Source organism: Marinobacter denitrificans, assembly GCF_008795955.1.
Lineage (GTDB): Bacteria > Pseudomonadota > Gammaproteobacteria > Pseudomonadales > Oleiphilaceae > Marinobacter > Marinobacter denitrificans.
Genome location: NZ_VMHN01000002.1, coordinates 909805 through 918734, shown reverse-complemented (window position 1 = coordinate 918734; position 8930 = coordinate 909805). Strand labels below are relative to the sequence as shown.

General features: G+C 49.8%; 13 protein-coding genes. All 13 read right to left on the bottom strand.

Annotation, left to right across the window (positions count from 1 at the left end; all coding sequences use genetic code 11):
* Nucleotides 1-296 precede the first annotated feature (296 nt).
* Nucleotides 297-854, bottom strand: coding sequence for a dihydrofolate reductase family protein (locus FO268_RS12090; RefSeq protein ID WP_150993253.1), 558 nt, complete (start codon nt 852-854; stop codon nt 297-299).
* 208 nt (nt 855-1062) lie between these two features.
* On the bottom strand, nt 1063-1779 hold the full coding sequence (locus FO268_RS12085; protein ID WP_150993251.1) for a hypothetical protein: 717 nt from the start codon (nt 1777-1779) through the stop codon (nt 1063-1065).
* Between the two features lie 96 nt (nt 1780-1875).
* Entirely contained in the window at nt 1876-2343 is a 468-nt protein-coding gene (locus FO268_RS12080) for a hypothetical protein (protein ID WP_150993249.1), read from the bottom strand.
* Between the two features lie 5 nt (nt 2344-2348).
* The gene (locus FO268_RS12075) at nt 2349-2630 is read right to left on the bottom strand and encodes an ECs_2282 family putative zinc-binding protein (RefSeq protein WP_150993247.1); all 282 of its coding nucleotides are present in this window, start codon (nt 2628-2630) and stop codon (nt 2349-2351) included.
* A gap of 94 nt (nt 2631-2724) precedes the next feature.
* Nucleotides 2725-3510, bottom strand: coding sequence for a DUF7946 domain-containing protein (locus FO268_RS12070; RefSeq protein ID WP_150993245.1), 786 nt, complete (start codon nt 3508-3510; stop codon nt 2725-2727).
* 118 nt (nt 3511-3628) lie between these two features.
* Entirely contained in the window at nt 3629-3871 is a 243-nt protein-coding gene (locus FO268_RS12065; protein ID WP_150993243.1) for a hypothetical protein, read from the bottom strand.
* A gap of 84 nt (nt 3872-3955) precedes the next feature.
* On the bottom strand, nt 3956-5158 hold the full coding sequence (locus FO268_RS12060) for a DUF6161 domain-containing protein (RefSeq protein ID WP_150993241.1): 1203 nt from the start codon (nt 5156-5158) through the stop codon (nt 3956-3958).
* Between the two features lie 41 nt (nt 5159-5199).
* Nucleotides 5200-5781 (bottom strand): hypothetical protein, encoded by a 582-nt coding sequence (locus FO268_RS12055; RefSeq protein ID WP_150993239.1) that lies wholly within the window; start codon nt 5779-5781, stop codon nt 5200-5202.
* A 137-nt stretch (nt 5782-5918) separates the two neighbouring features.
* Nucleotides 5919-6245 carry an antibiotic biosynthesis monooxygenase family protein gene (locus FO268_RS12050; RefSeq protein WP_150993237.1) on the bottom strand — a complete coding sequence of 109 codons (327 nt, stop codon included), beginning with the start codon at nt 6243-6245 and terminating at the stop codon, nt 5919-5921.
* A 112-nt stretch (nt 6246-6357) separates the two neighbouring features.
* Nucleotides 6358-6726 carry a hypothetical protein gene (locus tag FO268_RS22990; RefSeq protein WP_150993235.1) on the bottom strand — a complete coding sequence of 123 codons (369 nt, stop codon included), beginning with the start codon at nt 6724-6726 and terminating at the stop codon, nt 6358-6360.
* A gap of 101 nt (nt 6727-6827) precedes the next feature.
* Nucleotides 6828-7211 carry a DUF7668 domain-containing protein gene (locus FO268_RS12040; RefSeq protein WP_225316636.1) on the bottom strand — a complete coding sequence of 128 codons (384 nt, stop codon included), beginning with the start codon at nt 7209-7211 and terminating at the stop codon, nt 6828-6830.
* Nucleotides 7212-7640: 429 nt separating this feature from the next.
* The gene (locus tag FO268_RS12030) at nt 7641-7946 is read right to left on the bottom strand and encodes an NIPSNAP family protein (protein WP_138441980.1); all 306 of its coding nucleotides are present in this window, start codon (nt 7944-7946) and stop codon (nt 7641-7643) included.
* A gap of 286 nt (nt 7947-8232) precedes the next feature.
* Entirely contained in the window at nt 8233-8928 is a 696-nt protein-coding gene (locus FO268_RS12025; RefSeq protein WP_150993231.1) for a TSCPD domain-containing protein, read from the bottom strand.
* Nucleotides 8929-8930: the final 2 nt, after the last annotated feature.

The following is an 8930-nucleotide window of genomic DNA, read 5'->3' as shown; positions in this document are numbered from 1 at the left end:
CCCGCTTCGGCTTCCTTCAGAATGTTGATGATCTGCTCGTCTGAAAATCGCTTTTTCATGTTCATCGTCCTCTGCTGTGATGAACATTACTAAGCTGGAAACGGTTAAGCTAGAGGGGAGCAGGTCACCTGTTCAAATCGGGGTGTGGTACTCCCTTGTCGGACAGCGCGCTTATAAATCGACAGCCATTGTGAAAATGGCCTGTGCGGGACTGGTTTAACTATAGAAGATGTTTGCTGTAGGTGGGTAACTCGGCCGTTTGCTTGAGTTTGTTAGGCGACACGACAATCTCCCAGTCAGCGCGCGCGTCGGTAGTGCATGGCAACCGCGCCATTGCGGAGCGGCTTCACCGAGATCAACTCGAGCCGTCGCGTGCTGGGCAGCCCGCTCTCGTACAGAGTCGGACCGTGGCCGGCGATCCTGGGGTGGACAAGTAACTGGTACTCGTCGATCAGATCCAGCCGGTCCAGTTCGGTCGCAAGCTTGCCGCTGGCGAGGAGCACGCCGTTCGGGGTCGCGTCTTTGAGCTTCTGTACGGCCGTGCGCAGGTCGCTGGAGATAGGATGGCTGTTGGCCCACCGGAAGTTCTTTCGCGTCGAGGAAGCCACGTACTTCGGTTTGGCCTCCAGCTTGACCGCCCACTCGCGCATCGCTGGCGGTGCCTCCGCGTCGCCACGGGCGACCGCTGGCCAGTAGCCCTCCATCATCTCGTAGGTGACCCGGCCCCATAGCATGGCCCCGCTCTCGTCCATGAGGCGTGTGAAGAAGGCGTGTGTCTCGTCGTCAGCGATTCCTTCCTCGTGGTCGACGCAGCCGTCCAGGGTGACGTTGATGCTGAAGGTCAAGAGTCCCATTGGGTCCTCCGTTCTAGATTTTTGACGAGCCGCGCGTTGTCTGGCTCCAAAGGCCCAAGCCCAAGTCGCGAGGCACTCACCTTGTGTCGCCTAACGCCAATGCGAAGCGGCGCCCTGAGAAGGGCGTCCGACTTACGCGGTTTGTTAATAAAGGCACCAAACTAAGGCTGCCTGCAGAGCCCGACGAATCAAAAAAGATTAATTGGGTTTAAACATTGCCGACCTCTGATTCTAAGGATGTACCCAAGAACCAAATTGGCATAGTTGGAATCAACCAAATCATTACTATAAGCAGTGCTTCAGACAAACTACTTGAGAAAAACAAAGCACAGCCTAAAACCAATTCACAAAACAAAATAAGAAAAGCATTGCCATGCTCGCGCAAATGCTTGTAAGACTCAATGTATTGCTCTCTATCCGCAGAATCTTTGGCACGATTTCTAGTTAGCCTTTTGTAGAAATCAAAAACAAGTCTAAATCTATTGAAAACTGCTGGGATCACTAGGCTAAGCTGAAGTGCCACTATAAATGCATACACTAGGGCAAATGGAAGTTTGGTGAGATCTTGTCCAGACCAAAAATAAAGCAACGCTAAAGCGATCGAAATCACCAAAATTCTATACGCCCAGACCTTGATGCTTGTTGATATTCCACCTTGGAAATCAATATTTGCACGAAGAGCATGCATGACGAGTATTGGCGCGCTCGCCAAATAACAGAAAGCAATGCCAAAGCTCAAAATAACCCAAAAATGGTCGCTTTTGAGCTTTAGCACATCAGAACCACTAAAATCAAAAAGGCTCGCAATAACAGGGCTTAATCGGGATTCAGGATGAAATGCCAGAGCCATGACCACTAATGCACCGAGTACTGACCCGATGAAGTACCGGATGAAATAGAACTCCCACCAACGATTCGATTCCATTAATTAACCTTTTACTATTAACGCGAAGCTTTGCGGCAATTTTGGAACCGCGAAGCGGTGTAAAAATTGTCCGACAACAGCGGCTGGTTATATGTGCTAAAGAGTCGCATGGGTGACCTTTTCAAACGACTCACCTTCAGCGTTTTTCCAATGCAGCTTTATTGCCTGCTTGCGCTTGGTTTGCATGCTGAATGATGCAATTAACTCCACGGACTGACCCGGTTCCATTGACTCCATTGGAAACTTTTCCTGAAGATCAGCATCCATAATGCTGTCGTTACCTTCCGGAAATTCGAGGTTAACCTGATGGGCCGTAGCTTTACCTTTGTTGAAAACCTTGAGACGGTGCTTTTTACTACCAAGGGTGATGAAATTTGCCCCGAGTTCTGCCGCGTTTGCGCTCCGGGCTTCTCTTTCTTCTTTATCAAGCATTAGTGCGTTCAGCTTGTGCTGAATTTCGATCAACTCTTCTTCTTTTTGTCGTAGACCTCGCGAACGCCAGGTTGCATAACCTGAGAATAGAAGCGCTACCGCCGCAATTACGTCACCAAGAGATATTTCCATACGCCCTACTTAAACTTTATGTTTTTATTGCCACCGAATGCTTTCTTCAGGGATTTCCTCATTTCTTTTGCTACGTCGTCCACGGCCTGCTTACCTATTTCTCCCATGTGCTCATCTATATTCTCTGAATTTTCATGAATGAGCTCTTTCTTGGTCATTTCGCGATCACAGGAAACGCAGCGTAACTTTGCATAATCGTTTTCAAGGGTCTCGTCATACTCGAATTGTGTTGACCCACACGTAGGGCAGAGAAGCGATACGTTCCGGTCATACTTATCAAAGTTCATAATTTCCCCTTAGGTGACCCCATATAACGCCTTGGCTTTGCGGCGCACCGGAGCGCGAGCGTAGGTGCGTCCGACAACAGCCATTTGTTACGTTTTAAATTGGCGACTTGCTCACCTCTTTAACTATGTACCTTTTAATTACGTCCGTTGGGGTGACAACTGCGTCCGCACTCAAATACAGAAGTCCTTCATTGCCGCGGTTATTTTCATGCTGTGACCACGTGATCAGTTCTCGCTGAGACTCAGGACTTTTTAGGCTGATGTTAAAAGAAATCGTCCTGCCTTCGATTCTGTCAAAAAACCGACCCCAGCCAGTTATATTGTTGTACTTAGTTACATTTCCAACGATCTGGTGGGGCGCGGGTATTGTTTGTGGAAGCAAGTATAGAGCTGTTTCTGAATCAAACGTCGCAAGCTTTTCTCCACGTGGACGAGTTACATCCATAATCATTACCGGCTCTTTCCGAATAGGTCGATGCATATCCGATAGGGGCGATTCAAGAATAGCGGGCAATTCATCTATCGTCGGTTCAATACGCTTAGCTAATTGGGAGTACATATCATCAGGTTGCGAGATTTTACCAACTGCTTCATTGAAGGAATATTTAACAAAATCATAGAAAACACCCCCTGACACAGCCCCTGCGACCCAAATAATAGCCTCATAAGTGAAGCTGCCTCTTTTCGGGGTGTTGATATAGAACTCCGCACCATGTGCGGCATCCCCATGCGACCTGACCTCACCGTTCAGATACGCATGGGTAACAATAGAAGTTGCTCTAGCCACCCCTGTCAGCGCAACAGAAGCATTGTATAAGCCCAACCGACCGGTGTCGGCCGTACCATTTTGGTAACGAAATTTAACCTTTAGCTCAGCCAAAACTCACCTTTTTTGTATAAATTTCAGAGCATGCCCAAAACGTAACGCCGCTCAGCACGCGCGCCTTTGTAGTGGAGGCGAAGCCGCAACGAAAAAGGCGTCGCCGTGACTGGCCTGGTTATGATTTTCGCTCTCTTGGAATCTCCGCAAGAACTTCTCCGGTCAATATGCGAACGTACTTTGCGACTGAGGCTTCGTTAAACCTGACCTCAATTTTTTCATGTGAATCAATTCTCGACAGCTTTTCGACCAACTCTTGGGTCGCAGCTTTGACTGATGCACGCGGACTGGTGATGCCCTCGTTTTGCATCCCAACCCGAACCTTCATTGTCTCGTAAAGCTCGCCAGCACTTGCTGCCATTTCGATTCTCACGCGACCTCATAACGCCCTGGCTTTGCGGCGCACCGGAGCGCCAGCGCAGGTGCGTCCGACAACAGCTACTGGTTATATATTCTTTCTGGAAAATGCGTTGTTGATCACATCGTGAAACGAACTAGGGCCGTCGTCCTTTATAAAGCCCGTATTGCTTGGCCGGAATAGAGTTTGAAGAATTAACTGTCTTTCCCCATCCATTGGACCGGACCCCTCTCTTAAAAGCGCTAAATAAGTTTGTATCATCGTCACTCGCTCATCGGCATCTGTGCGAAGATGAAGGTTTGAAATGAATATCTTCGCTGATAATCGTGTTACCCAGATTCCAAATGTTGATATGGCGAGCATCACGCCCAACCGCCACAACTGGACATCGGCCAGCGTCACTTGCAACAGCTTGTGTGCGGCTAGAACAAATCCACCTCCAGTAAGGGCCGCTAACAAAAGCGTGGCAGCGCCAACGCCCCACATTACTCGCGAGTGCAATTTTCGTTTATCCGTCCAATACTGAACAGAGGCCTGAAGCGCCAGCTTCTCATCATACGTATGTGCGATGTCGGAAAGAGTTTTTTCGGACTCATCAACTATCGTCTTAAATTTAGATGCTTGCTCGTCCTTCTGGGCTTCAATTTCGCCTTTTAGTTCCGAAAACTGTGACCGCAGCTCAGAAATTTCTTGGATTAGTTGCTCATTCTGCGCCCGCAACTCAAGATGCTGATCTTTAAACCTAACGTTCCACTCCGAGCTCAGGGTGTTGAGTGCCTCGACCTGGGCTTCAACAGTTGCGGTGACACCCTGACGGTACTGAAAGGCGTAAAACGCACCTTTTAAAGCATTCGGGTGACTCTGATTCACGTTAATTTCTAGAAGATTCGAAGCTGCATAACAAGCGATTACTTCATCTTCTTCTCCGGAAAGGTTCTTCGCAAAGATAGCGTCTGGGTTAGTTGATGAGAGCAAGTGTCCTTTTTGGAGATGCTGACTCAGCTGCTTTTGGAAATTACGAGATACATTCTGTCGTTGCTGTTCGTTGTTTTGGTTTTGACGGAACTGCTGGATAAATTGATCGATGAATCCGAGCCATTGGTTCGTTACATTCCACGCGTGGGCCGAATTGCTGTCTTTTTTTGCACCAGCTTCCATCCATGCGAAGAAAGAGCGCTCTTGATCTGCCCACTCTTTTAATTCTTCCAACGATTGGAATTCACGTGGTCCTGTATCCAGCTCCAGAGTAATGAATGATTTTGCTTCGTGTTTTTCTTCTGACCCTGACATAAGACACTACTTTCGCTTGATGTTGAGGGGAATATAACGCACTAATCAGCCACTGCGTCGGGAGTCGGCTGCATTTGATTGTTATGTTCTGGGGATACCAAAGACTCAATCATTTGATCATAGGCACGCTGGCGTAACTGAACGGCAAGCACTACCGAACTAAAGATCATGAATAAAAATCCTGCTACGGAAGAGGCCCCTTCGCTCATTCCCATCACAGCTAAAGACACAAGCAGCAAACCGCCGAAAAGGAAAATGGAGAAACGCGTAAACCAACGGTCGATATAGCGGAACAATTTATTCCGGCCTACGCCGGTGTACTGAAACTCACCATTCTTAAAGGAAACAATCCCAGGGGTTTTCTTGAGTGCGTAGATTATTTTCGAACAGCCATCATGTTTTACTAGTTCTACCACATCGCTGTAGTTCATTCTAAGACCATGTATTAGCCTGAAAAGCTCGGTAGTGGAGTGTTTGCTCTCCCTATTGATTGCTTCCTCGAATTTTTCGAGGAGCTCAGCTTTCACCTTTCTAGCTTGGCCCATGTTGTAAAAAATGAGAGCCATAGTACCGAGCGAGGAAATAACGCCAAAAACAAGTTTTGATGCAATACCAAAGTCCATTTTCTAAATCTCAGTAAACATAACGCCAATGTTAAGCGGCGACCTTTTTGGAGCGCAGCGGAGAAAAGGGCGTCCGGTGGACGGCCGTCAGGCCGGGAACGAACTTGAATGACTGGTTACAAAGCAAGTGCACCCGTTTACCTCCGCTGCTCTGCCCAAAACTGATGTTCGATGACTTCATAGTGCTGCACCGAAAGGTCAGGCTCAAGCTGATAAACCTCATCTTCCGGGTACAAACGCGCCTTAGAAATATCGTTGCCAGCAAACGCCTTGATCGACTCCAGGTTGTCCCAGTACGTGATGAGGGTGAGTTCAATTTTGGCAGTCAGAGAACGGCGGAAAATCTGAGCACCGAGAAAGCCCGGTGTTGCAGACGAATCCTTAATGCCGGTTTCGTAAAGATAGCCCGTGAACCCTTCACTGTGGGTTTCAGGCACTCGGCATTTCCATTCCCTGGCGATCATTACCGCGCACTCTCCCTTGCTTTGTAACGCCGCTCAGCACGCGCGGCTACGAAATGGAGGCGAAGCCGCAATGTAGTAGACGTCGCCGTGACTGGCATGGTTAGGCATTTTCTCAGTTCTTCGCACCGCACGGAGCAGCCGGTAATTTGCCCGCCAAAGTTCGCTGCCATGCCGTAGCAACTTCCCGGGAACTGAATATTCCCCGTAAGTTTCCACCATGTGTTGGCGCCCATATTGTCGCCCTCAAGAACTCGCGACCACCGACAACAATGCGGCTCATTTCACTGCCGTTTGTTTCCGTAAATTTCTCGATGCTTGTGGCACCAAGCTCCGTTAACTTGATGAAAACCGGCCAGCCCCGATCCGTTTGTTCCCCTACGGCTGACTCCTGCACATAAGACGAACACAGGTGAAACTCCACCTCCGGCTCTGCTAGTGCAACGGCAGGAGTAACCAGCAAAAAAAGAGCGATCGATTTCATCGTGACGATTGCCTAACGCGAAATTCAGCGGCGCGCTTTAGCGCGTCCGGTGGAGTGGTCGTAGGCCACGGAACGAACTGGAATGCATGGTTAGGCTGCGGCTATGGCACATAAACGAGACCAACTGTGAACTGCGGTTTGCCTTCAACCTCATCCATTCGTCCGGTAAGCACCAAATCACTGGCACCTTCCCCTTCAGTATAAAGATCCACAAGCACATCCCAGTAAGCCCCCATCCATTGCGCACATGATGTACTCCATGTTTCCTCAGGCAACTCCACAAGCGTCTCACCATAACCGGCAATATAGTTTTGGATATGCGAAGCAACATCAGGCGGAACCGGAGAAACACCCTCGATTGGCCGGCTCAATTGATAGTTACCCTTCACGAACGCGCTGACGACTTTGCGCAGAATCGGACGCCACGAAGCGGCGATTGGGTGGGCTGCCTCTTCATCCTTTATTGCAACTGATTGGTCTTGCATCACTTATGACTGCCTAACGCCAAGCAGCAGGGGCGCGACGTCAGGAGCGTCCCTTGCCTGCGTTTGTTAAATGCACTTACTCCCAGCCTAGCTCGGAGTAGGTTTTCTTGTCTTCTTCTGGGTAGTCAGTTGTGTAAGACCCCCAGCCCATATACTCATAGTACTTGGTCATTGCCTCGAAATGTGACGAGGCTTCACACGTCCATGCGAGCTTAGCCCCTGGCTCTAGTAAACGACGCGCATCATCGCCGTGGCGACCAGCAAGGCAAAATGTTTGCTCGTTCTCATTTTCTATCCAGAGCTCATGCTTCATAGTTGGTACTGGCATTTAACGCGAAGCTTAGCGGCGCCCTTGTAATGGAGGCGAAGCCGCAATGAAAAGGGCGTCCGGCGGCCATCGGCCGCGTACTACAGCGACTTGTTACAAGCTCACTCAAAAACGGGCCTCATAAAGCTGCGTTCACAACTTAGTACACAACGAGTTTCTTCGGCATACTTGAAGGCGGCTTGGCAATCCGAGTCTTTGAACGAGGCCTCACGGTATTTTTCATAGGCTGCCAGCGACTCGAACGTGAAAAGCGCGATAGCTATATTGTTGGCACCTTCGGAGGGCAAGAAATATCCATGATGCTGACCGCCGAATTTTTGGACCAAGGGTATCCACATTTTCGAGTAGCGCTCGAACTCGGCCGCTTTGTAGGGATCTATGACGTACTTTAGGTAGCAGGTAACCACTTGAACTCCATTTCAGTCTTGGCCTTGTAACATTTGTATAGTGGTCGCGATGATCATTTTTCGCGACCAATTATCCCGAATGGCCATTTTGCCAATCTAACCAAAAGCTCTATAAACTCAATGGCCTGAATTCCAAACCTGTCTCGGAGCCTCGATAAAAACGGTCACCACGACGGTTTTTCCTGCTTTCAGCGATTTTTCGATCAAAGCGATCAAATTCCCACACACAAAAAAGGCCCGAAGCTTTCACTCCAGGCCTCCTCATCACTCATCGCAGTCAATCACCTCAACCACACTTACTATCGCCACAGGACAAACAAGTCGCACACCCGTCCATCACAATTACCGCCTTGGTGCTGCACTTTCCGCACATGGTGGCGTTGGGCGGGAAGTCGCTGGCTTTGTCGTCGTTGGTGGCCGTGCTGTGGCTGGCTTCGAACTCGGCGCGCTTTTCGGCGAGGATGCGCTTGGTGGTTTCGCTCATTTCCTCGCTTTCCAGCAGGCCGATGGCCTTCAGGTGCTTCTCGATCACGGCGCCGATTTCGGCCACCAGGGAGGGCATGAATACGCCGCCCTTCTTGAAGTAGCCGCCGTTGGGGTCGTACACGCTGCGCAGCTCTTCCACCAGGAAGGTTACGTCGCCACCCTTGCGGAATACCGCAGAGATTACGCGGGTGAGGGCGATAACCCACTGGAAGTGTTCCATCGACTTGGAGTTGATGAACACTTCGTACGGCTGCCGGCTTTCGTGGTCGGTGCCTTCGTTGAGCAGGATGTCATTGATAGTGATGTACATCGCGTGCTCGGCGATCGGCGGCTTGATCTTGTAGGTGGTGCCCAGCAGAAAGTCCGGCCGTTCGATGTATTCGTTCATCTGAACGGGCTTGGTTTCCGCCTGCACCGGTGGCTGGTGCTCGGCGGCTACTGGGTCGGCTTTCTTGACGCGGTAGCCGACGATTTTGTTGCTGATTTTAACTGTCATGG